At 60.9% G+C, this 26,922-nt stretch carries 26 protein-coding genes; 16 read left to right on the forward strand and 10 right to left on the reverse strand.

What is annotated here, in order from left to right:
- Positions 1-12 precede the first annotated feature (12 nt).
- Entirely contained in the window at positions 13-1,884 is a 1,872-nt protein-coding gene (locus AC5ZGW_RS02945) for a gamma-glutamyltransferase family protein (protein WP_130222745.1), read from the forward strand.
- 19 nt (positions 1,885-1,903) lie between these two features.
- On the opposite strand, the gene AC5ZGW_RS02950 is transcribed toward AC5ZGW_RS02945, so the two are convergent.
- Together AC5ZGW_RS02950 and AC5ZGW_RS02955 are read right to left on the reverse strand one after the other, a co-directional pair.
- Positions 1,904-2,503 (reverse strand): LysR family substrate-binding domain-containing protein, encoded by a 600-nt coding sequence (locus tag AC5ZGW_RS02950; RefSeq protein WP_349645041.1) that lies wholly within the window; start codon positions 2,501-2,503, stop codon positions 1,904-1,906.
- Entirely contained in the window at positions 2,479-2,805 is a 327-nt protein-coding gene (locus AC5ZGW_RS02955; protein WP_245474491.1) for a LysR family transcriptional regulator, read from the reverse strand. The genes AC5ZGW_RS02950 and AC5ZGW_RS02955 overlap by 25 nt, the downstream gene beginning before the upstream one ends.
- 161 nt (positions 2,806-2,966) lie before the next feature.
- Here AC5ZGW_RS02955 and AC5ZGW_RS02960 point away from each other — a divergent pair, with 161 nt between their 5' ends.
- The gene (locus AC5ZGW_RS02960; protein WP_207230908.1) at positions 2,967-3,689 is read left to right on the forward strand and encodes an isochorismatase family protein; all 723 of its coding nucleotides are present in this window, start codon (positions 2,967-2,969) and stop codon (positions 3,687-3,689) included.
- Between the two features lie 64 nt (positions 3,690-3,753).
- Here the strand turns inward: AC5ZGW_RS02960 and AC5ZGW_RS02965 are convergent, their stop codons facing one another.
- Positions 3,754-4,236 carry a GNAT family N-acetyltransferase gene (locus tag AC5ZGW_RS02965; protein WP_130222826.1) on the reverse strand — a complete coding sequence of 161 codons (483 nt, stop codon included), beginning with the start codon at positions 4,234-4,236 and terminating at the stop codon, positions 3,754-3,756.
- A 339-nt stretch (positions 4,237-4,575) separates the two neighbouring features.
- Between AC5ZGW_RS02965 and AC5ZGW_RS02970 the strand changes: the two genes are divergently transcribed.
- The 5 genes from AC5ZGW_RS02970 (at position 4,576) to AC5ZGW_RS02990 (ending at position 9,688) form a co-directional block, all read left to right on the forward strand.
- The gene (locus AC5ZGW_RS02970; RefSeq protein ID WP_130222747.1) at positions 4,576-5,769 is read left to right on the forward strand and encodes an ABC transporter substrate-binding protein; all 1,194 of its coding nucleotides are present in this window, start codon (positions 4,576-4,578) and stop codon (positions 5,767-5,769) included.
- Between the two features lie 46 nt (positions 5,770-5,815).
- The gene (locus tag AC5ZGW_RS02975; protein ID WP_165435025.1) at positions 5,816-6,694 is read left to right on the forward strand and encodes an ABC transporter permease; all 879 of its coding nucleotides are present in this window, start codon (positions 5,816-5,818) and stop codon (positions 6,692-6,694) included.
- On the forward strand, positions 6,691-7,509 hold the full coding sequence (locus AC5ZGW_RS02980) for an ABC transporter permease (protein ID WP_130222751.1): 819 nt from the start codon (positions 6,691-6,693) through the stop codon (positions 7,507-7,509). The genes AC5ZGW_RS02975 and AC5ZGW_RS02980 overlap by 4 nt, the downstream gene beginning before the upstream one ends.
- A gap of 18 nt (positions 7,510-7,527) precedes the next feature.
- A complete protein-coding gene (locus tag AC5ZGW_RS02985) occupies positions 7,528-8,628 on the forward strand; it encodes an ABC transporter ATP-binding protein (RefSeq protein ID WP_130222753.1) in 1,101 nt (366 codons plus the stop codon).
- An 82-nt stretch (positions 8,629-8,710) separates the two neighbouring features.
- Positions 8,711-9,688: a dipeptidase gene (locus AC5ZGW_RS02990; protein ID WP_130222756.1), complete on the forward strand. Its 978-nt coding sequence runs from the start codon at positions 8,711-8,713 to the stop codon at positions 9,686-9,688.
- A 493-nt stretch (positions 9,689-10,181) separates the two neighbouring features.
- On the opposite strand, the gene AC5ZGW_RS02995 is transcribed toward AC5ZGW_RS02990, so the two are convergent.
- The 7 genes from AC5ZGW_RS02995 to AC5ZGW_RS03025 all read right to left on the reverse strand — a co-directional run bounded on the left by AC5ZGW_RS02995 (position 10,182) and on the right by AC5ZGW_RS03025 (position 16,930).
- Entirely contained in the window at positions 10,182-11,471 is a 1,290-nt protein-coding gene (locus AC5ZGW_RS02995; RefSeq protein WP_130222758.1) for an ABC transporter substrate-binding protein, read from the reverse strand.
- Positions 11,472-11,486: 15 nt separating this feature from the next.
- Complete coding sequence (locus AC5ZGW_RS03000) at positions 11,487-12,329, reverse strand: carbohydrate ABC transporter permease (protein WP_130222760.1); 843 nt, start codon at positions 12,327-12,329, stop codon at positions 11,487-11,489.
- A complete protein-coding gene (locus tag AC5ZGW_RS03005; protein WP_130222762.1) occupies positions 12,326-13,258 on the reverse strand; it encodes a carbohydrate ABC transporter permease in 933 nt (310 codons plus the stop codon). Before AC5ZGW_RS03005 ends, AC5ZGW_RS03000 begins: the two co-directional genes overlap by 4 nt.
- Positions 13,255-14,370, reverse strand: coding sequence for an ABC transporter ATP-binding protein (locus tag AC5ZGW_RS03010; RefSeq protein WP_130222764.1), 1,116 nt, complete (start codon positions 14,368-14,370; stop codon positions 13,255-13,257). The genes AC5ZGW_RS03005 and AC5ZGW_RS03010 overlap by 4 nt, the downstream gene beginning before the upstream one ends.
- Complete coding sequence (locus AC5ZGW_RS03015; protein WP_130222766.1) at positions 14,363-15,643, reverse strand: alkaline phosphatase family protein; 1,281 nt, start codon at positions 15,641-15,643, stop codon at positions 14,363-14,365. The genes AC5ZGW_RS03010 and AC5ZGW_RS03015 overlap by 8 nt, the downstream gene beginning before the upstream one ends.
- Positions 15,640-15,822 (reverse strand): hypothetical protein, encoded by a 183-nt coding sequence (locus AC5ZGW_RS03020; protein WP_130222768.1) that lies wholly within the window; start codon positions 15,820-15,822, stop codon positions 15,640-15,642. Before AC5ZGW_RS03020 ends, AC5ZGW_RS03015 begins: the two co-directional genes overlap by 4 nt.
- A gap of 187 nt (positions 15,823-16,009) precedes the next feature.
- Positions 16,010-16,930, reverse strand: a complete 921-nt coding sequence (locus AC5ZGW_RS03025; RefSeq protein ID WP_130222770.1) for a LysR family transcriptional regulator — start codon at positions 16,928-16,930, stop codon at positions 16,010-16,012.
- An 80-nt stretch (positions 16,931-17,010) separates the two neighbouring features.
- On the opposite strand from AC5ZGW_RS03025, the gene AC5ZGW_RS03030 reads away from it, so the two are divergent.
- The 9 genes from AC5ZGW_RS03030 to AC5ZGW_RS03070 all read left to right on the forward strand — a co-directional run bounded on the left by AC5ZGW_RS03030 (position 17,011) and on the right by AC5ZGW_RS03070 (position 26,919).
- Complete coding sequence (locus AC5ZGW_RS03030) at positions 17,011-17,988, forward strand: Bug family tripartite tricarboxylate transporter substrate binding protein (RefSeq protein WP_130222772.1); 978 nt, start codon at positions 17,011-17,013, stop codon at positions 17,986-17,988.
- A 27-nt stretch (positions 17,989-18,015) separates the two neighbouring features.
- A complete protein-coding gene (locus AC5ZGW_RS03035; protein ID WP_130222774.1) occupies positions 18,016-20,013 on the forward strand; it encodes a hydantoinase/oxoprolinase family protein in 1,998 nt (665 codons plus the stop codon).
- Complete coding sequence (locus AC5ZGW_RS03040; RefSeq protein WP_130222776.1) at positions 20,013-21,695, forward strand: hydantoinase B/oxoprolinase family protein; 1,683 nt, start codon at positions 20,013-20,015, stop codon at positions 21,693-21,695. Before AC5ZGW_RS03035 ends, AC5ZGW_RS03040 begins: the two co-directional genes overlap by 1 nt.
- A 14-nt stretch (positions 21,696-21,709) precedes the next feature.
- Complete coding sequence (locus tag AC5ZGW_RS03045; RefSeq protein ID WP_130222778.1) at positions 21,710-22,384, forward strand: FMN-binding negative transcriptional regulator; 675 nt, start codon at positions 21,710-21,712, stop codon at positions 22,382-22,384.
- Between the two features lie 310 nt (positions 22,385-22,694).
- On the forward strand, positions 22,695-23,429 hold the full coding sequence (locus AC5ZGW_RS03050) for an aspartate/glutamate racemase family protein (protein ID WP_028161985.1): 735 nt from the start codon (positions 22,695-22,697) through the stop codon (positions 23,427-23,429).
- A gap of 63 nt (positions 23,430-23,492) precedes the next feature.
- Positions 23,493-24,347, forward strand: coding sequence for a VOC family protein (locus AC5ZGW_RS03055; RefSeq protein WP_130222780.1), 855 nt, complete (start codon positions 23,493-23,495; stop codon positions 24,345-24,347).
- On the forward strand, positions 24,347-25,456 hold the full coding sequence (locus AC5ZGW_RS03060; protein ID WP_245474492.1) for a M14 family metallopeptidase: 1,110 nt from the start codon (positions 24,347-24,349) through the stop codon (positions 25,454-25,456). Before AC5ZGW_RS03055 ends, AC5ZGW_RS03060 begins: the two co-directional genes overlap by 1 nt.
- Before the next feature lie 18 nt (positions 25,457-25,474).
- A complete protein-coding gene (locus AC5ZGW_RS03065; protein ID WP_130222784.1) occupies positions 25,475-26,488 on the forward strand; it encodes a quinone oxidoreductase family protein in 1,014 nt (337 codons plus the stop codon).
- Entirely contained in the window at positions 26,485-26,919 is a 435-nt protein-coding gene (locus tag AC5ZGW_RS03070) for a PaaI family thioesterase (RefSeq protein ID WP_028161989.1), read from the forward strand. Before AC5ZGW_RS03065 ends, AC5ZGW_RS03070 begins: the two co-directional genes overlap by 4 nt.
- Positions 26,920-26,922: the final 3 nt, after the last annotated feature.

Here is a 26,922-nt window from a genome sequence, read left to right on the forward strand (position 1 = left end):
AGAGAGCCGAGAATGTCGAGCAATTTGGCACTGGGGAACTTCCGACTCAGCTACGGTCCTGATGCCGGCGAGGGCGCATTTACGACGAGGCCGGAAATCGTCGGCGCGTTCGGGGTGGTTGCCTCGACTCATTGGCTGGGAACTGCCGCTGGCATGCGGATCCTCGAGAAGGGAGGCAATGCCTTCGACGCCGCGGTGGCCATCGGCTTTGCGCTGCAAGTCGTCGAACCGCATCTCAACGGGTTCGGCGGCGAGGTCCCGATCATCTTCCACGACGCGAAATCGGGACGCGCGCGCGTGCTGTGCGGGCAAGGGGTTGCGCCGGCAGGCGCCACGATTGAGACGTTCGCCAAACTCGGCCTCGACATCATTCCGGGAAGCGGGTTTCTTCCGGCATGCGTTCCCGGCTCGTTCGGCGCCTGGATGAGACTGCTCCGCGACTACGGGACAATGGACGTCGGTGACGTCCTGGAATCCGCGATCACCTACGCTCGCGACGGTTACGTGATGCTTCCGAGGATCGCCGCTGCGATCCAAACGGTCGCTCCCCTTTTCCAGGAGGAGTGGCCGACATCAGCAGACGTCTATCTGAAGGACGGCATTCCGCCGGCAGGCGCACTGTTTGCGAATCCGGACCTTGCGTCGACGTATGAGAGGATCGTCCGCGTTGCCGATAAAACGCGAGGGACGAGAGAACAGAAAATAGAAGCAGCGCGCAAGGCGTTCTACCAGGGGTTCGTCGCCGAGGCGATCGACCAGTTCGTCCGGACGCCGGTGATGGATACCTCGGGATCGCGGCATGCCGGAATCATCTCCGGACAGGATCTCTCGCTCTGGCAAGAGACATACGAGGATCCGCTTTCGCTGAGCTATGGTGCTTTCCAAGTGCTCAAGCCGGGACCGTGGACGCAGGGGCCGGTGTTCCTCCAGCAGCTCGCTTTGCTCAAGGGATTCGATCTATCCTCGATGGATCCTCTCGGCGCCGACTTCATTCACACCGTCACCGAGTGCTCCAAGCTCGCATTCGCCGATCGCGAGAAATATTACGGCGATCCGAATTTTGTCGATGTGCCGATGGCAAGGCTTCTGAGCGAAGAATACGCGAACGCGCGACGAGAGTTGGTGGGGAGTGCTGCCTCGCTCGACTTCCGGCCGGGCTCGATCGAGGGGTTCGATCATGCCGTGCCCTATGCCATCGGCAACGCCGAGGATGGCAGCGCGGCGCTGGGCGCCGGCGAGCCTACGGTTGCCCGCTCCACGGCGGTCAGCGGCGAGTCTGCGATCAGTCGCCGCGGCGCGGTGCGCGGCGATACGGTCCATCTCGATGTGATCGATCGGCATGGCAACATCGTCTCGGCAACTCCGAGCGGAGGCTGGCTGCAAAGTTCGCCGGTGATTCCCGGACTAGGATTCGCACTCGGGACACGAGCGCAGATGTTCTGGCTCAAGCCGGGGCTTCCATCGTCGCTTGCCCCCGGCAAGCGCCCCCGGACCACCCTTTCCGTTTCCCTGGTGTACAGGGGCGGGGAGCCGTACGCGAGTTTCGGCACTCCCGGCGGCGATCAACAGGATCAGTGGAGTTCCGTCTTCTTTCTGCGCCACGTGCATCACAATCTCAATCTGCAGGGTGCGATCGACGCACCGATGTTTCACAACGACCACATGCCGAGCTCGTTCTTTCCACGACGTGCTAAACCCGGCTCGCTGACGATGGAAGGTCGTTTTTCGATGGAGGTGCAGAAGGAGCTTGCGGACAGGGGGCATCGTATCGAAATCGTCGATGGATGGTCGCTCGGAAGGCTTTCGGCGGTTTCCAAAAGAGGGAGGGTGCTGCGCGCGGCCGCGAACCCTCGCTACATGCAGGGTTACGCCTTTGGCCGTTGAGTGACACAGTGCGCGCTCATCAGTCGATAGATGAGTGCCGTTGCCCGGCCAGCTCAATGAAGGCGCGGACGGTCTTGGACCTGTTCGTTCTTTTCCAGGCTAGAACCGTTTCAAGACAAAATCTTTGATCGTCGATGGGACGCAGATCGATATTGTGACCGGCGAATCCGATCAAGCTCTTTGGATAAATCGTGACGCCGAGACCGGCCGCGACGAGTCCGAGCAGGGCCATCGGATTCGACGCCTCCAGGCAGACCTTCATGCTCAAGCCTTCCGCCGCGAAGATGTCGCTGAGGCGCCAGCGATACGCTTCCCACTCGCCCATATCTCCGAGGATAAGATCCTGCCCGGCAAGGTCGGCTGGACGTATCTTTGACGCACGGGTCAACTCGTGATCCCGCGGGGCGACGAGATAAAGCGGCTCTACCGAAACCACCAGGACCTGGAAATCGGGATGGTCGAACGGCCCGATCATGTAGCCGATGTCGATCTCGTCATGCGCGAGCGCCAGCTTCTGACCTTGCGTACGCATGTAACGCAGGTTCAGTGCGACATGCGGATGGAGTCGTCTGTATCGAGAGACTGCCGACGGCATCAGCGTCGTTGCCGCGAAGGACATGTAAGCCAGCCGTAGCTCTCCGGTCTTGCCTTGCGCGACAAGACGCGCCGCGCCGACTGCCCGTTCGTAACCCCGCAACAGCTCGACATTTGTTTCGTAGAAGCAGCGGCCCGCCGCGTGAGCGAAACTTCCCGGGTGGTGCGCTCGAACAGCTTGAAGCCGAGCAGCTGTTCCAACCTCTGAATACGACGGGTCAGAGCCGACTGATCAATGTTGAGGCGCTGGGCGCCGCGTCGGAAACTGAGTTCCTCGGCGACTACCACAAACGACTGCGTGAGTTCGAGACCTCCGTCTCCGCACATTCGGCGCCTTCCCTACGGGCGAGTGAAGGATATCGATTGATGCAGGCCGTGCAACAACAATTGGCGAACGATCACTTCCGCGCGCGCTGTGTTTCGTCATGATGGCGGGGTCGGGACATGGAGCCGTCGGTCAGGACGGCCGGACAACGAGGAGATTGACCGTGCAGGACATCGACAATCGCGAACTTAACCGCATGTTGCAGCAGGCCTTCGATGCTTCCACCAAGATCTATCAGGAGCGCGGTTTCCAGCGTCGTATCGGATTTGGAAGGCGTCCCGCGCTGGTGAGCGTCGATCTCACCAACGCCTGGACGCGGCCCGGCAATCCCTTCACCTGCGATCAGGAAGCGATGGACAACCAGATCATGCCGGGCATGCAGCGGCTCCTCAAGGCGTGCCGCACGAACGGCCATCCGGTGATCCACGTGACTACGGCCTACGAGATCACCGATCGCAACGCACCGTTCACCGACATGGGCTTGTGGCACTGCAAAATACCGATCGAGGTCGTCAATCTCAACGATCGGGCACTCTGGGCCATCGACGCGCGAATCGCTCCGGTCGAGGGTGAATATACCTTGCTGAAGAAGCGGGCGAGCGCATTTCACGGTACGGGCCTTGGGGGAATTCTGCGCGCTGCCGGCGTCGACACCATCCTGGTAACCGGCGTGACCGCGACGGCCTGCGTCCGCACGACGATCTGCGATGGCTTGGCGGACGGTTTTCGCACCATTGCTGTTCGTGAGTGCATCGGTGACCGCGTGCCTGGCGCGGTCGCCTGGAACCTCTACGACATCGACGCCAAGTTCGCTGACGTCCACAGCGTCGATGAATGCGTCGATTACCTGGACAGTGTGGGATCGACGCGCATGGCGGCCGAGTAACGCTCCCGCAGCAACGGCGAGATGGACAGCGTCCCGCCGTTGCTGATACGGAACGGTTCAGTCGCTACAGCAACTTGAACATCACAAGCGCATCAACATAGTCGCCTGAGGGCCGACGGAAGGCGAGTGGCAGGCGACCGACGTCCCGGAAGCCAAGAGAATGCCAGAGGCTGACGGCGCGCTCATTGCTGCTGACAACGAAATTGAATTGCATCGCGGAAAATCCCTGGCTCTTCGCATGCAGCAGGGAATGTTCGCACATCTGCCGTGCGATACCTTTTCCCTGAGTGCTCACGTGCGTCATGTAGCCGCAATTGGCGACATGCGATCCGCCGCCGGCCTGATTGGCGCGTAGGTAGTAGGTCCCCACCGCGTTTCCGTCTTGCACCGCAATAAAGGTTTGCCGATCCGTCCCCATCCAATAGCGGAGAGCGTCTGCTTCCGACATGTCCCTGGGGAGTGTGTAGGTCTCGCCGGCGCGAATGACAGGGCCGATGATCGACCAGATCGATGCGCTATCCTCAACTGTGGCCGGCCTTATCTGCAGCATGAGTGATTGTTCCGTGGGTATGTCGAGTGGGGGAAAAGCGAGCTTCGCCGATGAAGCTCGAGCAAAGGCCATTCTAATACAGGGAATGGCGATCCGAGTCCTTCTAGCCCTCGACGTCATGCGGCGCCGCGAAGCAACTTCCCGCCGTGACTTGAGGTGCTCGCGAACGCAACTCAACCTGGGCGCTATTTCGGAATCGCACAACTACGCCAAGTCGACTGCGCTGCGATCGCACGCCATTTGCTTAGTAGATAAGCGGCCGTTTGCATACTTACTGCACATTGCCAGGGCCGTGCGACGCGACGTCCCTCGCGTCTTCCAACAGCTACAATTTTCATGTCGCATTCATACAAGCCCCGGCTGGCAGTGCACGTATACATTTTTGTGACTTTCGAAAGACGAGAGCAAGAGGGGAAGCGGGAGGGCATTCGCAGCCTTTGGCAATGGCGCCAAAGAGCGAGTGGCACCACGGAGGGACGCATGAGCTATCTGATGAACCGGCGCGGGTTTCTTGCGGGTGCGACGAGCGCGATGGCGCTCATGTCCAGCGCGGGCGGGGTCCGCGCCGAAGGTGGCCAAATAATCGTCGCCAATTGGGGCGGGGACTGGAACGACCGCACGGTCCAGTTCTTCGAAGCGCCCATTGTCGAGAAAGCCGGTTACACTATTGTCCGCGACCTCGACGGGTTTGACCAACGCAGAACAAAGATCATTGCGAGCCGCAGGCTGCCGCGTGCGCCTATGGATGTCGCGCACATGGACGACGCGACCGCGTTCGAACTGGCTTCGTTGGAAGCGCTTGATGCGATCGATGAACAGGCCGTCCCGCGACTGAAGGATACCCTGTCCATCCTGCGAACGCCCACATTCGTCCCTTGGCAATACAGCGCCTGGATCATCGGCTACAACCCCAAGAAATTGAAGGAAGCTCCCAAGAGCTTTGCCGATCTCTGGGACCCCAAGTACAAGGGCATCGTCGGCCTAAGCGACGCCCACTGGTTTCACCACATCGAGTCCACGGCACTCAAGCTCGGAAAGTCCCTCGACAACATCAATATCGAGGCCGTGAAAGCCAGCATGATGGAATGGAAGAAAGCGGCCAGCCCGCGCATCTATCCGAACCATCTGCAGATCGAGCAGGCGCTCAAGAACGAAGAGATCCTCGTCGCTCCCGAGTACAAGGCGCGCATCCTGCAATTCGCCTCGGAGGGTGTCGATGTGGTTTCCGCGTATCCGGCGGAGGGCGGCATCGGCATCATCTTCGGTCTGGTGATGCCGAAGAAGGGACCGAATCCTCAGGCGGCGAAATTCTACTGCAATGCGTTGCTAGACCCGGACGGGCTGACGGCTCTGGTCCAGAAGTCATTCTATTCGCCATCAAACTCCAAGTCGGTGTTGCCCGAAGCTGCCGCCAAGCAGATCGAATTCACTGAGCAAGAGAAGAAGGCGATCCATAACCGGCCTCATGCATTCTGGCTGAAGAACCGCAATGATCTGCTCGATTGGTGGAACAAAGAATTCAAGAGCTGAACGCGTCTAGATGACCACGCTAGTAGTTGCACGAGAGTCAAGCGGCATGCCTGCCGTCGCAAGACGCACCCGGTGGGCTGCCCCTTATGCCTTGTCGGGACCGGCCTTCGTCTTTGTCTCGCTACTGTTGATGCTTCCGCTCCTCATGATGCTGCGGTTGAGCTTCTACCAGTACGACGCGGCACAGATGTACATCCAGGCGTTCACGCTGGATAATTACGTCAGGTTCTTCAAGGACGAATTCTACCGTCAGGTGTTGTGGACGACCCTCTGGGTCTCGGCAGTCACGACGTTGCTGTGCCTCATCGGTGGATTGGCTGTTGCGTATTTCATGGCGAGGACGACTTCAGCCATACTGAAGCGCTATCTGATCATCGCAATCGTCTTGCCGCTGTTCATGGGGAACGTGGCGAGGACCGCCGGATGGATCATCATCCTCGATAACAAGGGCTTATTGAATTTCCTGCTGCAACAACTCGACCCGGGAGGCGAAACGCTGCAACTACTCTACACGTCCGGCGCGGTAATCACGGGTCTGACGTCGGTACTATTGCCATTCATGATCGTGACGCTCAACAGCGTCATGCACAATATCGACGTATCGCTGGAGGAAGCGTCACTCAACCTGGGGGCTTCCGCGCTGACAACGTTTCGCCGGATCGTCCTTCCTCTTCTGATGCCGGGTATCTTCGCAGGCTGCGTGCTGTGCTTCATCCTGTCGATGAATGCCTATGCGACGCCGATCCTCATCGGTGGGCCAAAGTTCTACATGATGGCGCCGACCATCTACAAGCAGATATCGGCGGCCATGAACTGGCCGTTCGCCTCGGCGCTGGCGTTCATGCTGATCTCCCTGACGATGGTGCTCACGGTCGTGTCCGCCGTAATGTTCAGTCGGACGGCACGGATAGGTGCCGTCCGATGACGAGTATCAGCAAAGCGAGCCCGCTCAGGTGGATCTATCTGATCTTCGTATGGGCCACCATCCTGTTCGTGCTCGTTCCGCTGGCGACAACGATATGGGTCGCGTTCTTCAGCAACAAGATCCTTTCATTTCCTCCCGAGGGATACACGGGAAGCTGGTTCGTTCAGGCCTGGAGCCTCGAAGCCTTCAGGAGCGGCTTCTTCCTGAGCTTTCAGGTGGCGATCAGTGCGTCGGTGCTCGCGCTATGCCTGGGCGTTCCCGCAGCGCTCGCGATCGGCAGATACCAGTTCCGGGGACGGGAGTTCATCAACACTGTGCTGATGTCGCCGCTGATGATCCCGGCCATCGTCGCCGGCAGCGCGATCTATCTGTTCTACATTGAGCTTCAGATCTGGAGCGACGTTCAGTTCGCCTCTACGGTTTACGGCCTGACTTTGGCCCATGCTCTGATCGCGATACCTTGGGTGTTGCGGCTGCTCGTCGCATCCTTGGCCGGGCTCGATCCTGCGATCGAGGAAGCATCACTTAGTCTCGGCGCCACGCGGCTTACGACTTTCTTCCGTATAACCCTTCCGCTGATACGCCCGGGTATCACGGCTGGCGTTCTGTTCGGATTCATCGCTTCGTTCGGCGATCTTGAGAAGTCGCTCCTGCTGGTCGGTCCTGGTCGTATCACGCTGCCGATCGCTATGCTCAACTATCTGGAATACCGAACCGATCCGACGATCATGGCGGTTGCGACGATCCAGGTTCTCATCATCGCGATTGCGCTCATCGTTTCCGACCGATACGTGCGTCTTGGGCGAACATTCTGAAGAACAAAAGGGCTAACAGTGTCCAACGTCACTCTCCAGAACGTGGTGAAGCAATACGACTCCTTCGTCGCTGTGAGGGAAATGTCGCTCGATATCGCGAACGGGGAATTCCTGGCGCTGCTCGGGCCCAGCGGATGTGGAAAGACCACGACGCTTCGGATGATCGCGGGCTTTATCGAGGCTAGTGCGGGCCGGATCTTGTTCGGCGATCAGGATGTGACCGATCTTCCGCCCAACAAGCGCAATACGGGAATGGTGTTTCAGGGCTTTGCCCTGTTTCCCCATATGAACGTCCATCAGAACATCGCCTACGGACTGGAGATGCGCCGCGTTCCCAAAGGCGATATCCGACAGCGCGTGGCCAAGGTTCTGGACCTGGTGCAGCTCGGCCGTTTCTCAGAACGCATGCCACGACAATTGTCGGGAGGGCAGCAACAGCGGGTCGCGTTGGCTCGCGCACTGGTCATCAATCCGCATGTGTTGTTGCTGGACGAGCCGCTGTCGGCTCTCGACGCGAAGCTGCGACACGACGTTCGGCTGCAGATAAGACAATTGCAACAATCGCTGGGGCTGACGACCGTGTTCGTCACCCACGACCAGGAGGAAGCGCTTAGCCTCGCCGATCGGCTCGTGGTGATGAATGGGGGTGCCATCGAGCAGATCGGGAGCCCCGCCGATCTCTACGAGCGGCCGGCTACGCCTTTCGTCGCCGACTTCATCGGTAAGACAAACTTCTTCAAGGGAACGCTGGCTGGCGACAGGTTCACGACCGATGCGGGAATTTCCTTCAGGGTTGCGCCGAAAATCGCGCGGGCGACGCTGCTTGGGGTGAGGCCCGAGAAAATCAAGATTGCCGTCGGCCCGGGATCGGCGGCAACGGCTCACGACGATGCGAACGAGATCGACGGGGTGGTCGAGCTCATCAGCTATCTCGGACCTTTCACCGAGTATCAGATTAAGGTCCCCGGCGAGCAACGTCTTCTGGTTCAGCAGGCCAATCGGGACATGCCGGAAGCGGTTCAGCCAGGGCAGGCGGTCAGGCTCACGATTGCTCCCGAGTGGTGCTTTCTCTTCAATGCCGACGTGGGCACGAGGGCAAACCTGGAGGGCGAGCCCTAACGGACCGTCACTACTTGGTACCGGCTGCGTCCCAATCGCTGCCCGGCGTTCGAACATCGATTTGCATCAGGAGAACAAAAACATGTCGTCGCAGCTGCACGAGCGCTCGATCGTCATCGACGGTCTGATCATCTCCAATTTTGGCCGGGACATATTCGAGGACATGCGAAAGGGAGGGCTTACGGCCGCCAATTGCACGTGCTGCATTTGGGAGGGGTTCACCGAGACGATGCGGAACGTGATGCAGTGGAAACACTGGTTCCGCGAACATGGCGATCTGATCAGACAGGTCTATACAACCCAGGACATCATGGCTGCGAAAAAGGAAGGCAGAACCGGGATCATACTGGGATGGCAGAATATCACGGGTATAGAGGACCAGATCGGCTATCTCAGCCTCTTCAAGGAGCTCGGCGTTGGCATCATTCAGATGGCCTACAACACCCAGAACCTCGTGGGCACCGGCTGTTATGAAAGCAAGGACGGTGGGCTGTCCGACTTTGGACACGAGGTGGTTGCCGAGATGAACCGACTTGGCATCCTGTGCGACCTCTCGCATGTCGGTCCTCAGACGAGCACAGACGTGATCCTTGCTTCCAAGAAGCCCGTGACCTACTCGCACTGTCTGCCCGCCGGGCTTAAGTCCCATCCGCGCAATAAGAGCGATGAGCAACTGAAGTTCATCGCCGATCGCGGCGGGTTCGTCGGCGTTACGATGTTTCCTCCCTTCCTTAAACGCGGGGCTGAAGCATCAGTGGACGATTACGTCGAGGCGATCGAATACGTGATCGACATCTGCGGCGAGCGAAACGTCGGCATTGGGACCGACTTCACTCAAGGCTACGGGCAGCCCTTCTTCGATTGGATCACGCACGACAAAGGATACGGACGCAAGCTCACGGACTTCGGGAGCGTGATCAATCCGCAGGGCATGCGTACCATCGGTGATTGGCCAAATCTCACGGCCGCGATGGAGAAACGCGGCTGGAATTCAAGCAAAATCGAGGGCGTGATCGGAGAAAACTGGCTGTCGGTCTTGCGCGAAGTCTGGGGCGCCTAGATCGCCTGCATACGAATTCGCATAGTAATTGCTTGCCACCACTTGTGCACGCCGGTTTGTTGAGGGCGCCTTCCATGAGGAGTTGGTTCACGCAGTTGAGGGCATCGCTTAGGTTCCAAGGAGACGTCAGCGATTTCCACATCTGTCCCGACGGTGCGCAGGTGTCGCTGCCCACGGGAATGAAACAAAGCGATGGGGTTCTTGACTGCCTTGATCGTACCGGTCTCGACGCTAAAATTGACGAACATGGTCCGGTTCAAAGCGAAAAGGACGGCCGAGTTGGAAGAGGGCGATAGCTTCTCATTCTTGCCTGACACATTCTTGGCTTTAGAGCGTTTTCGAGCCAAGCATGCCCTCGGACTTGATCCGAGGGTGGACATCGGTTCGCGTAGCAATCAAGTGTACGCAGATTGCGTAGACTTATCTGCGCAGAAAACGCGTCAAGACAAGAATCTAGAACTTCGGTTCTGATTCAATCAGAACCGAAAATGCTCTAGCCGCCGCATTTGGGCATAAGGCCGTTCACATCCTGCACCAGGCTGGGCATCACTTCCGCGGCGGAACGCTTGCCCGTCACCAGGCTTTCGGTGTGGTTCTTGATCACTTCGATGATCTTCAGCGAATTTCCACCCGGAAAGGACGCCCAATCCGTCAGCACCGGCAGTTGCTGAATGCTGGTCATGTGGTTGGGGTTCTTGGCATAGAATGACCCGAGGAGCTCGGGTGACTTCACCGCAATCTCATTGCCGGGCATGTAACCGGTATAGTTCACCATGAGCGTCTGACCGATCGGGCCGGTGACAAACTTCACATACTCCCATGCCGCCTTCTGCCGCTCGGCATCCTTCGCGAAGACCATAGCGACATTTCCGCCGGCAGGCAGCTTGCCGTCGGGTGCCGACAACGGAAACGCGACGGTCTTGAAATCAAAGCGGTTGCCGATCTGGCGATCCGCTGCGGCGACATAGGACGTGGAATCGACGAGGATGGCGACGCTGCCGGCGACGAATGACTGACGCACTTGGCTGATACCGAAGTTGGGCATTCCTGACCTGCCAAAAGACTCCAAGGTCTTGAGTGCCCACATGCCGGCATCGTCATCGAAGGCGATTGTGCAGCCGTCGGCCTTCAGCATGCGTCCAGCGCGGCTGGTGACGAGCGACTGCAGCAGCCAGTTTCCGGTCTGGTCCCATTGGTAGTAGAATCCCGTCACGCCGGCTCCGGCACTTGCCTGAATTTTCTGACCTGCGGCGACGAGCTCGGGCCAGGACTTGGGCAGCGTAGTCGGATCGAGGCCGGCCTTCTTCACGAGGTCGGCGTTCAGGTAGAGCACCGGTGTCGAGACCGCGAAAGGCAGACCGTAGAGCTTGCCTTTCCATTGGCCAAGCGCTGCGAGCGTTGAGTAGTAGCCGAGTTTGTCGAGACCACCATCCGCCGCCACAAAGGCATCGAGGGGCGCGCCGAGGCCGCGGTCCACGAACAAGCCGATCTGGTTGATGCCGTTGAAGGCGATATCCGGAAGACGTCCGGTGATCTGGTCGCGCAGGATCTGCTGTGCCCCCTCCTCGTAGCCGGCCGCCGGGTTGCGGAATTTTACCTTGATCTCGGGATGTGTCTCGGTGAAGCGCTTGGCGAGCTCCTGGTGAAGAGCGTTGAAAGTCCCCGGCGTGGTGTAAAGCACGTCGAGCGTTACCTCGGCATGGGCGGGCGTGAGCGCGAAGCCGGCCAGCAATGTGGCACCCACGACCCTCAACACGCGGCGCGGCAGCAGTCTGTCGAACATGATGGTGTCCTTTAGTTACTTCATGGCGGTGGTCGCCAGCCCGTCGATGAAGCGGCGCTGGGCGAAGAGGAAAGCGAGCAGCAGCGGGGCGACGATGATCGTGGCGCCGGCCATCAGTGCGCCGAGGAATTGGCCGGCCTCGTCATCGCGGAACAGGAGAATGCCTAGCGCCGGTGTCGAGATTTCTTCGCTCCGCACGGCGATGAGTGGCCAGAACAAGTCATTCCAGTGCGCCACTACCGAGAAGATGCCGAAGGCGGCGAGCGCGGGGGCACTCATGGGCATCATAATGCGCCAGATGATCTCGAACTCACCGAGCCCATCGAGCCGGGCGGCGTGGATGATCTCGTCGGGGATGGATCGGAAGAACTGGCGCAGCAGGAAGATACCGAAGGCAGAGATGATCCAGGGAAGAATGAGAGCCGCGTAGGTGTCGAGCAGCCCGAAGACGTAGAGGAGGACAAAATGGGGAATAGCCAGTGCCTGCGGCGGCACGAGAAGCCCAACCAGCACTGCAGAAAACAAAGTGTCACGTCCGCGGAAGCGCAGCTTGGCAAGGGCGTAGGCGCATGGCACGCAGATCACGAGCTGCAGCGCGAAGATGACCGCGCAGACGAAGACGCCATTGAGCAGGAAGCGGAGCATCGGCGCTGCGGTCAGCGCAACGCGATAGTTCTCGACGCCGTGGAAGGTTTGGGGCCAAAGATGGAAGTCGGGTTGAAAGATTTCGTCCGGTGGCTTCAGGGATAAGCTGACCATCCATACGAAAGGCAGCAACGCGAATGCTGCGGAAGCGACGAGCAAGACGTGGCGCACGATGCGACCTGCGAGCCGGCGTCGGGGGCGGTGTGCACTCATGAATAGTGCACCCGGCGTTCGATGAAGCGCGCCTGGGCAATCGTGAGGGCGATCACGATAGCAAGGTAGACCACCGTCAGGGCCGCGCCGTATCCGGTGCGCAGATAGTCGAAGCTTTCGGAATAGAGCCGATTCAGCAAAACCTCGGAGGCGTAATTCGGACCGCCCTGGGTGAGCACGCGCACGCTATCGAACACCTCAAAGGCGCGGCTTGCGGTGAGGACGATGACGAACATGGTGACCGGCCCCAACATGGGGAGAGTCACGATGCGCAGCCGGTCAAAGAGGCCGTCCGCGCCATCGACTGCAGCGGCATCGTAGAGCTGCTGGGGCACCGCCTTCAGGCCGGAGACAAAGAGCACCATCGCGAAGCCAAAGCCCTGCCAAATGCCAATAAGGGCGACGGCGAGGAGCGCGGTGTGCTCGTCCCGCAGCCAATTGATGCCGGTCATGCCGAATACGGCGAGCGTCCGGTTGACCAGGCCGATGCTGGGATGAAGCATGGTGCCCCACACCACGGCCATGGCTGACATGGTGGACATGACTGGCAGAAAGTGCACCGCGCGATAGAAGCCGCGCAGGCCAGGGCTCGCTTCGATGAGCAAAGCTGTGGCAAGGCCAAGCCCCACCGTCCCCGGCACCACGATAGCCACATAGATGCAGGTGTTTATCAGGGCCTTCCAAAAGGGCGGGTCCGCCCACAACGCTGCAAAATTCTCGGTACCGACGAAACGGAAGGTGCTGGCGCCCAATTGCCAGTCGGTGAAAGAGAACAGGATCACCGCCGCGGCCGGGCCAAAGAGCAGGCAGAGGAGCAGGATCAAGGCCGGGGAGACGGCGAGCCAGCCGACGGTGGCCTCTGCAGCCTGATGCTGCCGACGACGGGCAGCCGGGCGAGCACGGCGGTGGGCCAAGGTCGTCACGCTCATGCTGCAACCCGCCCGATATCGCCGCAGCGTCTGCCAGCCTCATCGAACTGCATCAGTCGCGCGGCATCGACCTTGAGCCCAACCGCGCAGCCGAGCGAAAGGCGTGGTTCGTCGGGTGCGGTGCGGATCACGACGGTTTCCGAGCCGTCGCGGAGCGCCACATGCACGAAGATATCCGAGCCGAGATTTTCAAGATCCGTCACGGTGCCACCGGGCAGGCCAGCGGTTGGCGTGGTCAGGACGGCTGCTTCAGGACGAAATGCGAGGTGCTTGGTCTGCGGTGCAAGGGCTGCCGACAGAATCGGTCGATCGTCCGCCCAATGGCCGCGAGCGACCACGTTGATCTTGGGGCTGCCGATCATCTCGGCCACCCTCAGATCCTGCGGGTCGCGATAGAGCTCGTCTGGAGGGCCCACCTGGAGCAGCTCGCCGCCGATCACCACGGCCACGCGGTCCGCCATCGTCATGGCCTCCGACTGGTCGTGCGTAACATAAACGAAGGTGACGCCGAGGCGGCGGTGCAGCGCGGTGATTTCCGCGCGCATCTGCACTCTGAGCTTGGCGTCGAGATTGGATAGCGGCTCGTCCATCAGAAAGACGGTGGGATGCCGCACCATTGCGCGCCCGAGGGCGACGCGCTGGCGTTGGCCGCCGGAAAGCTGGCCGGGCTTGCGGTGGAGCAAATGGGCCACGTCGAGCATGGCGGCGGCCTGCTCCACCTCCACGCGAATGGTTTTTTCGATGCCGGTGCGACCCGGCAGCAGCCGTCCGATCAGCGGCAGGCGCTGTGCGAAGGAGAGTCTCCGCGTGCGCAATGGCAGCGCGATATTGTCGAATACGGTGAGATGGGGATAGAGGGCGTAGGACTGAAACACCATGGCGACGTCGCGGTCCTTTGGACGGGCACCATCCACGGTCCGGCCGCCCACGCTCACCTCGCCGGCGTCTTGATCTTCGAGCCCGGCGATGATCCGCAGCAAGGTGGACTTGCCGCAGCCGGACGGTCCCACCAGGGTCAGGAATTCTCCGTCCTGAATCTTCAGGGAGACGCCCTTCAGGACCGGCACCTCGCCATAGCGCTTCTCGATGGCGCGCAGCTCGATCTCAGCCACAGCCGCCTCGCTGTAGCGCGTTGCCGTCTGTGCCGGAGCCGGGCAGACCGAGATGAGCAAGAATGGTCGGCGCGATGTCGATAACCGAGGCTGCTTTGGAGCGCACCGCTCCGGCCAAGAAGCCCGGACCTGAGATCATCAGGAAAGGGGACTGCTCTGCAGCCCCAAGCCCACCGTGCTGACCTGCGCCGATGACATCTTCCTTGCCTTCGGAACGCTTGGCGGCAAAGCTTGTCCCGACGATGCCGAAAGCGTTGGGAGCCTCGGTCTCGCGCATGGAGACGGCACAGGCGAGTCCGTTGTCGGTGGACTGCCCAATACGGTGCAACTCGGCCCCGGTCAGTACGGTGCCGGCCCAATCTTGGCCGGCCAGGAAGCTTGCGATCGCCGCCTCGCGCCCGGCGGCGTCCGGGTGAAGATAGATCAGTGCCGAAGTGCCGTTGGAGGCGACCACCACCTCGTCGGAATCGAGACTTCCCTTGAGGCCCGCGGCGACCAGCTCGGCCTCGATGTGGATGACGCCGCTCACGGTTTGATGACCGTGATCGGATCCAAGGAGAAAGAGCACATCCTCACGGTCGGGCAATTGCGCCACAGCGTCCATGACGCGCTTCGCGTTCCGATCGGCTTCCGTCAGGACCGCCAGATGTTCGGGCGAGCCCAGCGGCAGTGCGTGCTGGGACGAGTCGGGTTCGCCCAGCCACATCAGAGTGAGGGCTGGAGGACCCGCGGCCAGCACAGTTTCCGCAATGAAACGCTCGGTCATGGCTCGATCGCCAGCCACGTCCAGGCTCACGCGAAGCTGCTCAGCTTCGGGCAGGGGAATGCGGCCTCGCCCGAACGAGCCGGCGCGATGATAGATGCGTCCGTGGCCGTCGGGATCGTGAGCATAGGCCGCACCAGGCGACACGTTGCTGAAGATCACCGCACCACCGTGCTCACGCAGCCGCTCGGCAAGAGTAGGAACGCCAAGGGACCGTCCGGTGACACGTCTTTTGTGCTGGAGAAAATCCGGCCGCCCCGCATCGTGACGCACAAGGCGGCCGTCTTCAACGAGGACCATGGTGTTGCCCTGGAGCCCGTGGTGCGCCGGCAGGCACCCGGTGGCGAGGCTGGCGGAGACCACGCGCGTGCATGAAGGAAAGACCGTGCTGTAGTCTGAGAATTGCTCGGCGTGCGCGGCGAAGGCGGCTACGTGCGGCGTAGTCTCGGGACTGATGAGGTCCCGGCGCAAGCCGTCGAGGATGACGAGGATGGCGCGGCGCACGTTCATGCATCCACGTCGTTGAGCGGCACGAAAGAGGCGCGACATTCGCGCAGCAGCCGTGCTGGGTCGCTGGTGCGACCGGCTTTCAACCGATGTTTGGCCATCTTTGGCCGCTCGGGCCACGCGCGGAGTTTTCCGTTTACGTCCTGAGCAAGCCGGATCGGCGTCGGTTCACCACTTTGCATGTCGTTCCATCGTTTGCGCCTGAGAGGAGGCGACTCCTAGTGGAGGCCGACGACACTTTTGTGACTTATTAGGTACATTTGTTCCGAACACCGAATTGCGATGTGGGGCGTGTAGCAGGGAGACGGATGTGCTGGACCAGGCAACTCGACGTGGCGCCCGGGCCAATTGTTTAAGACTACGTTCGCCCTAGGTGCGCTTGCGCGTGATCGAAGGCTCTTCGAAGTCTGTCCGGCGGATCTCGTTGAAGAGTGCTTCAGCGGCTGCCGATAATGTGCGACCGCGCCGACGGATCAGATAGATCGGACGAGAGATCCGTGGCGCTTGCAGAACTCTGACGCCAAGTGTCGGACGCTCGAATTGGTGGAGGCTAAGCGACGGAACTATTGTGATGCCCAGACCCGCTTCCACCATGCCGGCAAGCGTCGCCATGTAATTCGCTTCGAGATGGGCTTTTAGTTTCACGCGCTCAAAGGCGGCATCGAGAGCGCGGCGAACACTACTGTTGCGTGTCAGGTGAATAAACGGATAGGACGCGATGTCAGCGGCAGCGATCTTCTTTTTCGCCAGCAATTCATGGTCTTTGCGGCACACGAGGTAGAAGTGATCGGTTGCCACGACCTGCCCGTCCAAGTCCTCTGCACCGTCAAGTGTCGACAGGGCAAAGTCAACGTCGCCGTTGCGTACCAATGATACGCACGTCTCCGCTATTGCATCGGTCAGCGACAACTGAACGTTTGGATGCCGGGTTGCAAACCGTGATAGTATTTTCGGCATCCAACCGGCAGAGACCGATGGCAGTGCCGCGATCGACACCCGGCCTCGCCGGCGCGCCGCCCGGTCGCGAAAAATCTGAATAACGTCGGACAAATCCGCGTGCAACTGATGAGCGAAAGGCTCGAAGACCTCACCATCGGGAGTCATTTCGACCCTCCGCGTGGTCCGGTCGAACAGCTTGGCTCCTAACGCGTGTTCGAGCGACGAAATGCGGGTGCTGAACGCCGACTGCGACAGCCCGCATCGCGCGGCCGCCCGGGTGAAGTTTTTTTCCTGAGCGAGGGTGAGGAAGATATGGAGGTCCTGGCTCGTTATATTCATAGAATCGATCAATCATTATGATCTTTCGATTTATCAGATTTGTGGCCCGCAAGTAAGCTTCCTTCACAAATCGTAGGGAGCAGGGGTTCACCATGGTCGGACTGTCTCGCAGGTCGTGGTTGGGCGGTGTGGGTGCGCTGTCCCTGCCCGCGTCGTGGCCCAGGAGATCGTGGGCGAACGATAAGTTCCCGTCACGGCCTGTCACGCTGATCGTTCCGTTTCCGGCCGGCGGAACGGCCGATACCACGTTCCGCGTACTGGCGACTGCCGCGGCAGGGCACCTCGGCCAGCCGATCGTCGTGGAAAACCGTCCAGGGGCCAGTGCCACGCTAGGTGCGGTTGCGATGCTGTCGGCGTCGTCCGATGGCTACCGTATCGCGGTCACTCATTCGGCGGTTCTGCGAGTCCAACTCATGCAGAAGACGCCCTATGACGCGTTGCAGGATTTCACGCCGATCATCCAGATCGGCGCTTTCAACGTCGGCATGGTCGTTCGCCAGGATTCACCGTTCAAGACCTGGGGCGACTTTATCGCCGAGGCCCGCAAGCGGCCCGAGGAAGTCAACTATGGGACGAACGGTCCGGCGACCGCGCAGAACCTCGCGATGGTCCAGGTCGCCGACATCGAGAAGATCAAGCTGATCCATGTGCCGTTCAAAGGAGACTCCGAGGGCATCGCCGCCTTGCTCGGCGCCCACATCGACGCCCACGCGGGCGGCACGATCCTCGGCGATCTGGTCGACAACAGGCAGGCGCGCTGGCTCGCGGTCTTCTCTGACGAGCGGTTGAAGCGTTGGCCTGACGCGCCGACCCTCTACGATCTCGGCTACGATGTGACCGCAGCGAGTCCGAACGGCTTGATTGGTCCAAAGGGAATGCCACAGGAGGTGGTCCAGCGGCTGCACGACGCGTTCAAACTGGCGCTTTTTGATCCGCAACATGTCGCGATCCAGGAAAAGTACGGGCAGTCGATCCAATATCGAGATGGCGCCGATTTTGGCGAGGTGATCAGGAAGAACTTCGAGATCGAACGTGAGAAGATCCGCCGCGCCGGCCTTCTGCGGTCTTGAGCGACTTCAAATCGAACGGGGTGAAGAATGCAGGTTGGCGTCGAAATTGGCGGGACATTTACGGACCTCGTCTGGGTGGACGAGAAAGGCGTGGTCTCCGTCGGCAAGGTTCCATCGACACCGAGCCAGGTCCACAAGGCAGTTGAGAACGCGGTTGATCAGGCTGCCGTGCGGTTAAAGGAGGTGACGCGCTTCTCGCACGGCTCGACGATCGCCACCAACGCGCTGATCACGCGGCGCGGCGCGCGCACCGGGCTTCTTACCACCAAAGGCTTTCGCGACATCACCGAAATCGGCCTGCACGATCGCGTTGGCAACATCTATACGGCTTTCTATCACAAACCCCGCGCACCGGTAGAGCGGCGCTTCATCCGCGAGATTCCTGAACGCATCGACGGGTGCGGCAACGTGGTCGAAGCCCTCGATGAAGAGATGGCACAACAGGAAATCCAGTTCCTCCTCGACAGCGGCGTGACGTCGATTGCGATCTGCCTGTTGCACGCCTACCGCAATGGCGTTCACGAGGATCGTCTGCGCGAGCTCATTCTCTCGATGAGCCCCACAACGCGCGTCGGCTGTTCGAGCCGCGTATCGCCTGAATTCCGTGAATACGAGCGCACCGTGACGACGGTGGTCAATTCCTTCGTCTCCCCGGTGGTCGTCGACTACGTTGATCGGCTGGATCGCGGTCTGACCGATCGCGGCTGCAGCAGCGGCTTGCAGATCATGCAGTCGAATGGCGGCATCATGCCGGCGGAAGCGGCGGGCGACAACGCCGTGCGCATGCTGCTGTCGGGGCCGGCCGCAGGAGTTCAGGCCGCCGCATGGTTCGCACGCCGCAACGGCATCAAAGACATCATCACGATCGATATGGGGGGTACCAGCACGGATGTGGCGGTCGCGCCGATGCTGGAGCCGCGGGTCGTACAAGAGCTTATGGTCGACGACCTGCCGATCCGCACGACCGCGCTTGACATGGTTACGGTCGGCGCCGGCGGCGGCAGCATCGCGGCGCTTGATTCCGGCGGCTTCCTCAATGTCGGGCCGGCCAGTGCAGGAGCCGAACCAGGACCGGCATGCTACGGCCGCGGCGGCAAGCTGCCGACCGTGACAGACGCGCAGTTGATCGCCGGACTGCTCCGGTCATCGCACTTCTTTGCAGGCAAGATGAAGCTCGATGTCGAGGCCGCGAAAAATGCATTCGCGTCGCTGAAGGTGCCGGGCGACCTCAGGCATAAGGCAGATGCCGTGTTGCAGATGGTCAACAGCAACATGGCGGCAGCGGTTCGTCTTGTCTCGACCGCGCGGGGCATCGATCCGCGTGACTTCACGCTCGTGGCTTATGGCGGTGGCGGCCCGCTGCACGCCGCGACAGTGGCGGACGAGGTCGGCATGAACCGCGTTCTTGTTCCGTGGTCGCCGGGCATCACCAGCGCTTTCGGCCTGCTGATCGCCGACCTCAAAGTCGACTTCATCAAGGCGAGATTGCAGCCCTTGACCGCCGAATCGCTCGCCGAGATCGGCGTAGCCGATCTGGCCGCGACATGTGACGGCTATGCCGCGAGCCTCGGCTTGGCCGCTGGCGGCTACGACGTCCAAATGGGACTCGATCTGCGCTACATGGGCCAGGGATTCGAGTTGACGGTCTGGACGGACGTGGCACGGGCAAGCCCGTCGGAATTGCGTGCCATTTTCGAGAGCCTGCACCGCGAGCGCTACGGCTACACGCGATCGAACCTGCCGGTTCAGATCGTCAATGCGCGGGCGCGGCTTACCCGCAAGAACAAGCTCAACGTTGTTACTCCCAAGGGAGATCCTGGTCGGAACGGTACGCGCGAGACATGCGATATCGTCCTCCAGGGCAAATCCATCGCCGCGACCTTCATGGATCGTTCTGATCTTGATTTCGGCGAGACAATCATGGGCCCGGTCATTCTCGAAGAGCCAACGACCACGACACTGGTGCCGCCGGGCTGGACGGCGCGCTGCTGCGAGAGCGGCGATCTGCTGCTGGAGAAAAAGTGATGTTCGGCGAACAGACCAAGCTCGCGATCCTCGCCAACGCGATCCGTGCAATCGCGAACGAGATGGGCGCGATTCTTGTCCGCTCTGCGTTCTCGACCATCGTTCGCGAAGCCCGCGACTGCTCGACCGCGATCCTTGACGCGCGCGGCAACGTGGTGTCGCAGGCCGAAATGATCCCGATCCACAATGGCGGGTTGAGCGAAGCGTTCAGGGCGTCGGTCGCGCAACTCGACATCTCCGGGATCGGGCCCAACTCCGCGATCCTGCTCAACGATCCTTATGCCGGCGGCCAGCATCTCAACGACTTCATCATCTTCCAGCCGGTGTTCGCCGATGAGGTCCTGATCGGATGGGTCGGCAATACGGCGCATCATCTCGACGTCGGAGGCGGCGGCGCCGGAATCAACATTGATGCGACCGAATTGCTGCAGGAAGGCATTGTCATTCCGCCGCTGCTGATCGATGTCGAAAGGGACCTGATGGGCGGCGCGATCGACCGCCTGATCTTCGCCAACGTTCGGACGCCAGAAGTCGGCCGCGGCGACTTCTACGCTCAGATTGCCGCCAATCGGACCGGCATAGAGCGTCTCCAGCAACTCGCCAAACGTCACGGATACGATCTGGTGGTCCGCGCGATGGCAGAGACGCTCGATTATACGGAGCGCCGCATACGGGCGGCCATCGCGACGATTCCGAACGGAACGTGGACCGGCGAGGCCTGGATCGACGCGGACGTACGTGGCGATACTCCGCTAAAGGTCGTTGCGACCGTTACGGTCGGTGACGGAGCCATGGTGCTGGACTTCGCCGGTACGGCGCCGGAGGTGCACAGCATGTTCAACAGCTCGAAATCCTCGTCGATCGCTGCGGCGATCTCGGCTGTTCGCTGCCTGCTTGCTGACAAGGACATTCCGGCCAACGATGCCTGCAATCGTCTGATTGATATCAGACTGCCCGAGGGCACGATCGTCAATCCGACGCCCGGCCGACCGGTGCGTGCCCGCATCGCCGTGTCCTATCGCGTGCTTGATGCGATACATGAGGCGCTCGGAAAGGCGATTCCGGATCGCGTTCCCGCGCAGGGCTTCAATTCCACCACCGGCCTTTACCTCGTGCAGGAGCGGCCGAACGGCGGCACCCGCATCTACGCGGACGTGCTTGGCGGCGGCTATGGCGGTGCGCCGGACTACGACGGCGCGCACGCCCTCGCCGGCGTCTTGTCATCGAGCCGCAATACGCCGATCGAGTCGATTGAGCAGATCCACCCTCATATCCGCATGCTGCGTTATGGCCTTGTTCCGAATTCCGGTGGCGCGGGGGAATGGCGCGGTGGTCTAGGCTTTACGCGCGCCATCCAGGTGCTGGAGGATAACGTCGTCCTCAGCTACTACTCGGAGCACTTCCTCTATCCGGCACGCGGCAGGATGGGCGGTGCCGATGGAGCCCTCGCATCGTTGAAGGTGATCCGTGGCAAAGACGTCATCGACTTGCCAACCACGGCGGTCATGACCCTGCAGAAAGGGGATATCGTTCAGCTCACCGTCGGCGGCGGCGCCGGCTGGGGCGATCCTGCGAAGCGCCCGGTCGAACTCGTTGAGCGTGACCTCGAGCAGGGGCTGATCACCACGGAGTTTGCGATAAGACATTACCCTCAGGCTTTCAAGCCTGCGCACGTTGCCTGACGGGAGGGTCTTGCATGTTCTACCGTCCCGAACGCACTCTGACGACCGACGCTGCTGCTATCGACCTTATGTCGGAGCTCGGCTTCGCGCTTCTGGTTTCGACCGAAAACGGTGAGTTGCATTTCTCCCACATCCCGGTGCTGGTTGATGTGAAACACGGTGCGGTAACCCACATCCGCGGTCATGTCGCGCGCGCCAACGAGCATTGGAAATCGCTGGAGCGCCAGCCGAAGGCGGTGTTCGTCTTCAACGGCCCGAATGCGTACGTGTCGGCTCAGTGGTACACGAAGGAATGTCCGGCGGCGCCGAGCTGGTCGTATGCGGTGGTCCATGCCCATGGTGACGTCCGCCTGCTCGACCGCGCTGGGCTCGATCAGGTTGTCGATGACCTGGTGCGTGTCAATGAAAGCCGCTTTCCCACCCAGTGGTCGATCGCGGACTACAGCCCGCAGCGCCGCGCCGCCTTGATGCCGCACATCGTTGGGTTCTCGATGGCAGTGACGCGGCTCGAACCCAAATTCAACATCAAGCGGCACTACAGTGACGCCGACAAGCGCGGCGCCATCGCGGGGCTCATCGAGACCGGCAAGGATGATGCCCGACAGATCGCGGGACTGATGGCTGAGACGCTCTCGGTGCAGGGTGATCGCCCGGCTAACGACATTCTTGACAATTATTCAAAGGGCTAGTGCCGAGCTCGCCCTGAACGACCACGGGTCCGTCGCCAACGACTAAGCCTCGACGAGCAGACGGAAGAACCGTCGATCAATCCGTACGGAAGACAGGTTGTCGCGCTGAGGACAACGAATAATGAGTCCCGCAGCATGTCCAACTCGGGACGTCCGAAGATTGTGAAATCCTATTCCAGAATTCGCTCGAACTATGAAGTCTATTTTCAGCTCGAAGCTCCTATAAGTCCTCGATACGCAACCGAATTGCGCAACGGCGTTGCTAGTCTTTCCACAAGGCAGAAATGTCGCGTGGAGCGAGCAACAGGAAATGCGAACGATTGGCTTGATCGGCGGAATGAGTTGGGAGAGTACCGCCGTCTATTATCGCCGGCTCAATGAACAGGTCCGAACCCGGTTGGGCGGGCTTCACTCCGCCGAAATCTTGATGAGGTCGGTCGATTTCGATGCCATCGTCAACCTGCAGAAGCAGGGACGCTGGGACGAAGCCTGCAGGATTCTTGCAAATATCGCCCGCGAGCTGGAGGAGGGCGGCGCCGGCTGCCTCCTGATCTGCACCAACACCATGCACAAGCTCGCGGACGAGGTGCAGCGGGCGGTATCGATCCCGCTGTTGCATATCGCCGACGTTACCGCCAGCGCGATCAAGGCCGGCGGATGCAAGCGCCCGTTGCTGCTGGCGACACGCTACACCATGGAACAGGACTTTTATGTGCAGCGGCTGCGCGAGCAGTTTGCGCTCGATCCGATCATTCCTGACGAAACAGATCGCATTGCCGTCCATGACATCATCTTCGATGAGCTATGCCAAGGCGTCGTCAGCGAGCGGTCGCGCCGCCGCTACCTCGATGTTATCGCGCGCGGAAAGTTAAACGGTGCCGACAGCGTGATCCTCGGTTGTACCGAAATCTGTCTGTTGGTCGGACCGCAACACATTGATCTTCCAGTGTTCGACTCGACGATGCTGCACGCCGACGCTGCCGTGGATTTCTCCATGACGAAACAAGCGTCTCATCCGCGTGCAGCGCAGGGAATGAAATCCTGAAGTGGCACCGATCTTGCCTGAAAATCAGCGAGCCGCGAGTAGGTTTGTAAGGAAGTGAGTGAAATGGCTCTGACTATCGATGCAGTGAAGCCCGTTCTCGATCACGCCGTCATTAATGTGATGGGGAAGCTCGACGAGGCGGCCGCGCAATATGACCGGCTCGGCTTCAAACTGACGGAACGTGGTCATCATTCGCTCGGCTCGAGCAATAACCTCGCGATCTTTGGCGAGAACTACCTGGAACTGCTCGGATATCTGCCGGGGAACGAGACTAGGCGCGCCGACCTGTGGGCACATCCGCCCGGGTTGACCGGGCTGGTGTTCAAATCGGTCGACCCCGACCTTGTCTTTGCCGCCTTGAAACAGCGCGGCATTCCAGCGGAAGAGCCGATGAGCTTTTCGCGCCCGGTGTCGCTTGCGGGTGGTGCGCAGGACGCGCGCTTCAGGGTGGTTCGCGTCAGCGGCGAAGAGGTGCAAAACGGCCGCACCTTCTTCTGCCACCACGATACTCCGGAACTGGTCTACCGATCGGAATGGCGTGCGCACCCGAACGGTGTCACCGACATCGTCGAATTCGTCATCGCGTCGAAAGCGCCGTCGCGCACCGCTGCCCTGTACGAGCGGGTGTTCGGCGCGCCTTTGCTCACTGAGGTACCTGGCGGCGTATTGTTCCGTGCCGGGACCGCCACCATCCGTGTGCTGGAGCCATCGGCGGTTGCCGAACGCTATGCCGACGCGGCGCTGGTGAGCGAGAACGGCTCGGATCGCATGGTCGCACTGATGTTCAAGGTGCCTTCGCTCGAGGCTCCGCGGACGGTGTTCGAGAGGTCGGGGATCGGTTACCGGCCCTATGTCGACGGGATCATCGTCAGCCATGCCGACGCAGCCAATGTGGCGCTCGGGTTCACGGCGCTATGATGATCGATTTCGCCGAGAGTTTCGCCTTGGACTATGCGGGCGCCCGCGCCAAGTTCCGCGCGACTGCGGCCGAACTGGGTGGCGCGCTTTCCGACTATCGTCATCCGACCCTAAAGACGCCTGACGGCCAGGATCTCGTGGTCGACGTCGCGCGGCTCGGCGATGCCACCGCCCCGTCGCAGTTGATCGTGATCAGCGGTACGCACGGCCTTGAAGGTCTCAGCGGCTCTGCGGCACAGATCGCCTGGATGAAAAGCGCTCAAGGGCGCGCGCTGCCGCCTCGTGTCTCCGTGTTGCTGGTGCATGCGATCAATCCGTATGGTTTCGCGTGGGGCACTCGCACGACCGAGAATAACGTCGATCTCAACCGCAATTTTGTCGATCACGAGGCGCCGCATCCTGCCAATCCCGGCTACGCAACGCTGTACCCGGATCTGGTCCCGGATGATTGGACGCCGCCCGCCTTTCAAGCCTATGCCGCAGCGCTCGATCGTTTTCGTGCTGCCCATGGCGATGACGCATTGTTCAATGTGTTGGCGAGCGGGCAGTATGACTTCCCCAATGGCAACAATTTCGGCGGCACCGCGCGCGAGTGGCCGAATGTTACGCTGGAGAAGATCGTCGCCGATCACCTCGGTCAGGCCGAGCGCGTCGGCTTCATCGATTGGCATACCGGTATCGGGGGCTGGGGCGAATCGTTCTTCCTTTGCTTCAACGACGAAAACGGGCCGCTGCACGCCGAGGCCGTGCGCTGGTGGGGCAAGGAGCGGATCATCGGCCAGCGACCGCACAACATGGCGCGGCCGAACTATCAAGGGCTGGTGTTCCACGGCCTGACGAAATTCCTTGGCCGCCGGCCGATGGTCGGCGCGGTTGTCGAGTTCGGCACCCGCGGCGTCCATGTCCGGCGCGCACTGCAACTCGATCTATGGCTCAAGTTCAAGGCCGAGCGCGACAGCGAACGGGTGCGGCTCTTGAGAGCCGATCTTCACGACTGCTTCGTGCCGGTATCGGCCAATTGGCGCGAGCAGACCACCGAACAAGCAATCTCAATAACCCAACAGGCGATCGACGGACTGGCGACCTGGTCGCTTGCCGCGGCGGCCTAACACGGAGCTGATGACAAGATGCGTGCCCTAGTCCTTCGCGAACATGGCGACAACGACAAGCTTCAATTCGTGCCGGATTATCCAACGCCGAAGGCGGCGGAGGGTGATGTCGTCGTGCGGGTCAAGGCCTCCTCGATCAACTACCACGATGTGTTCACCCGCCGCGGCATGCCTGGCATCAAGGTGCCGCTGCCGGTCATCATCGGCCTCGATGTGGTCGGCGAGATCGCGGAGATCGGCGCGGGCGTTAGCGGATGGAAGGTCGGCGATCGCGTGCTGATCGATCCGGTCAACCGCATCGAGGGCGGCTTGATGGGCGAGACTCAGGACGGAGGCCTCGCGGAATATTGCCGGGCAAAGGCGCACCAATTGGTCAGGATCCCCGACAATGTCGGCTTCGAACAGGCGGCGGCGCTGCCGGTGGCTTACGGCACTGCGATCCGCATGATGAACACGATCGGCAAGATCAAGCCGGGCGAAAAAGTCCTGATCCTTGGCGCGAGCGGTGGTGTCGGCGTCTGCTGCGTGCAACTCGCTAAACTGGCGGGCGCCTATGTCATCGCTTGTGCTGGCAGCGAGGAGAAGGGGCGGCGGCTCAAGGAGCTCGGCGCCGACGAAATCATTCTCTACACGCAGACCGATTTCATGAAGGCAGTCTTCGAGCGCCACGGCAAGCCGCATCGCCGCCGTTTCGTCGAAGGCGGCGGCGTCGACGTCGTCGTCAATTTTACCGGGGGCGACACCTGGGTGAAGTCGCTTCGCTGCCTAAAGCTGGGGGGGCGTCTGCTGACCTGTGGCGCCACGGCCGGGTATGCGCCGACCGAGGACATCCGTTTCATATGGACCTTCGAGCTACAGGTCCTCGGCTCCAACGGCTGGGAGCGCGAGGACATCGAAAAGCTGTTCGATCTGGTGCAGGCGGGCAAGCTGCAGGTCCTGATCGACAAGTCCTATCCGCTCGAACAGGCCAAGGAAGCCGTGCGCGTGATCGAAGATCGGGCGGTGTTCGGCAAAGTCGTGGTGACGCCGTGAGCAAGACAGAAGTCACGACCCTTACGGCCGCCGACATCCAGAAGATGCTGGATGTCTCGCCGTTCAATCTGTTCCTCGGCCTGACCGTCATTGACGCCGATCCGGTCAAGCAGGAAGTCACCATGCGCTCGGCGATGCGTCCGGAATTCGAGCGTCGTCCCGGCTCGAAGCAGTGGCACGGCGGCGTCATCGCTTCTGTCATCGACACTGTCGGCGATTTTGCCGTTGGCATGATGGTCGGACGGGGCCTGCCGACCGTCAATTTCCGCGTCGACTATCTCAAGCCTGCGGTCGATACGGCGCTGGTTGCAGTGTCACGCGTGCGCCGCGCCGGCAAGAGCGTCGGCGTCGCTGATGTCGACGTGTTCGACGAGAAAGGCTCACTGCTCGCGATCGGAAGGGGCACCTATTCGACGCTGGATGCAAAGTAACAG

It is taken from the genome of Bradyrhizobium sp. Crot121, from assembly GCF_059512385.1.

Excerpts from the sequence above, each read along its gene's own strand:
- AC5ZGW_RS02945 (WP_130222745.1), top strand. The coding sequence starts at position 13 with ATGTCGAGCAATTTGGCACTGGGGAACTTCCGACTCAGCTACGGTCCT.
- AC5ZGW_RS02950 (WP_349645041.1), bottom strand. The coding sequence starts at position 2,503 with ATGTCCTTCGCGGCAACGACGCTGATGCCGTCGGCAGTCTCTCGATAC.
- AC5ZGW_RS02955 (WP_245474491.1), bottom strand. The coding sequence starts at position 2,805 with ATGTGCGGAGACGGAGGTCTCGAACTCACGCAGTCGTTTGTGGTAGTC.
- AC5ZGW_RS02970 (WP_130222747.1), top strand. The coding sequence starts at position 4,576 with ATGTCGCATTCATACAAGCCCCGGCTGGCAGTGCACGTATACATTTTT.
- AC5ZGW_RS02975 (WP_165435025.1), top strand. The coding sequence starts at position 5,816 with ATGCCTGCCGTCGCAAGACGCACCCGGTGGGCTGCCCCTTATGCCTTG.
- AC5ZGW_RS02980 (WP_130222751.1), top strand. The coding sequence starts at position 6,691 with ATGACGAGTATCAGCAAAGCGAGCCCGCTCAGGTGGATCTATCTGATC.
- AC5ZGW_RS02990 (WP_130222756.1), top strand. The coding sequence starts at position 8,711 with ATGTCGTCGCAGCTGCACGAGCGCTCGATCGTCATCGACGGTCTGATC.
- AC5ZGW_RS02995 (WP_130222758.1), bottom strand. The coding sequence starts at position 11,471 with ATGTTCGACAGACTGCTGCCGCGCCGCGTGTTGAGGGTCGTGGGTGCC.
- AC5ZGW_RS03000 (WP_130222760.1), bottom strand. The coding sequence starts at position 12,329 with ATGAGTGCACACCGCCCCCGACGCCGGCTCGCAGGTCGCATCGTGCGC.
- AC5ZGW_RS03005 (WP_130222762.1), bottom strand. The coding sequence starts at position 13,258 with ATGAGCGTGACGACCTTGGCCCACCGCCGTGCTCGCCCGGCTGCCCGT.
- AC5ZGW_RS03015 (WP_130222766.1), bottom strand. The coding sequence starts at position 15,643 with ATGAACGTGCGCCGCGCCATCCTCGTCATCCTCGACGGCTTGCGCCGG.
- AC5ZGW_RS03020 (WP_130222768.1), bottom strand. The coding sequence starts at position 15,822 with ATGCAAAGTGGTGAACCGACGCCGATCCGGCTTGCTCAGGACGTAAAC.
- AC5ZGW_RS03030 (WP_130222772.1), top strand. The coding sequence starts at position 17,011 with ATGGTCGGACTGTCTCGCAGGTCGTGGTTGGGCGGTGTGGGTGCGCTG.
- AC5ZGW_RS03035 (WP_130222774.1), top strand. The coding sequence starts at position 18,016 with ATGCAGGTTGGCGTCGAAATTGGCGGGACATTTACGGACCTCGTCTGG.
- AC5ZGW_RS03040 (WP_130222776.1), top strand. The coding sequence starts at position 20,013 with ATGTTCGGCGAACAGACCAAGCTCGCGATCCTCGCCAACGCGATCCGT.
- AC5ZGW_RS03045 (WP_130222778.1), top strand. The coding sequence starts at position 21,710 with ATGTTCTACCGTCCCGAACGCACTCTGACGACCGACGCTGCTGCTATC.
- AC5ZGW_RS03050 (WP_028161985.1), top strand. The coding sequence starts at position 22,695 with ATGCGAACGATTGGCTTGATCGGCGGAATGAGTTGGGAGAGTACCGCC.
- AC5ZGW_RS03055 (WP_130222780.1), top strand. The coding sequence starts at position 23,493 with ATGGCTCTGACTATCGATGCAGTGAAGCCCGTTCTCGATCACGCCGTC.
- AC5ZGW_RS03060 (WP_245474492.1), top strand. The coding sequence starts at position 24,347 with ATGATCGATTTCGCCGAGAGTTTCGCCTTGGACTATGCGGGCGCCCGC.
- AC5ZGW_RS03065 (WP_130222784.1), top strand. The coding sequence starts at position 25,475 with ATGCGTGCCCTAGTCCTTCGCGAACATGGCGACAACGACAAGCTTCAA.